Raw genomic sequence first — 863 nt, 5'->3', positions numbered from 1 at the left:
CGTTCGTAATCCGAGAAGGCCAGATAGGTCACGGCCAGCGGAATCACGCCGCCATGCGCGGCCATGCCATTGGCCATCGCGCCCATCACGTGTTCGCGTACACCGCAGTGCACGTAGGCGCCGCTGCGGTCGCTGGCGGTGAAGGCCTTGAGGGCGCCCTTGTGCGCCGTGGGCGCTTCAAGATCGGCGCAGCCCACCATGCGTTCAGGGATCACTTCGGCCAGCAGCTGATTGAGCGCGGCCGAGATCAGGATGCCGCCCTGCGCCTGCGCAGGCTCGTGCGCGGTACGCTTGAATTGCAGCAACACATCCTGCCACCCATCGGGCAAGTCACCCCGCAGGACACGTTCGAATTCGGCGCGCTGCGTGGGCGGCAGGGCCTGCAGGCGCTGATGCCAGGCGGCATGTTCATCGCGATTGCGTTGGCCGAAGTTGCGCCACGGCGTAAGGATGTCCTGCGGGATCTCGAATGGCGCATGCGGCCATTGCAGCAGATCGCGTGCGGCTTGTGCATCCTCCGCATGGAGCCGTGCGCTGTGGCCGCCGCGCTGGCCCTGCACACGCGGGATGCCACGGCCGATGATGGTGCGGCAGGCGATCATCGAGGGACGGTCCGAGGCACGTGCAGCGTCGAGTGCGCGCGAGACCGCCTCGATGTCATGCCCGTCCACCTCCACCACATGCCAGCCGGCCACGCGGAAACGCTCGGGCACGTTCTCGCTGATGGAGATTTCGGTGGCGCCGTCATCGGTGATCTGGTTGTCGTCCCATAGCAGGGTCAGTTTGGCGAGGCGCAGATGGCCGGCCAGCGAAATCATTTCCTGCCCGATGCCTTCCTGCAGGCAGCCATCGCCGACGAAGGC

Annotated in this window: 1 pseudogene; it reads right to left on the bottom strand. The window is 66.4% G+C overall.

Annotated features, from left to right (window positions below):
• Positions 1 to 863: pseudogene (locus tag B3873_RS14605) on the bottom strand (transketolase); the annotation flags it as partial.

The sequence above is a fragment of the Herbaspirillum sp. UBA812 genome (assembly GCF_002296545.1).
GTDB lineage: Bacteria > Pseudomonadota > Gammaproteobacteria > Burkholderiales > Burkholderiaceae_D > Herbaspirillum > Herbaspirillum huttiense.
Note: the sequence above shows the minus strand (reverse complement) of the source record. Positions and strands in the feature narration are given on the sequence as shown.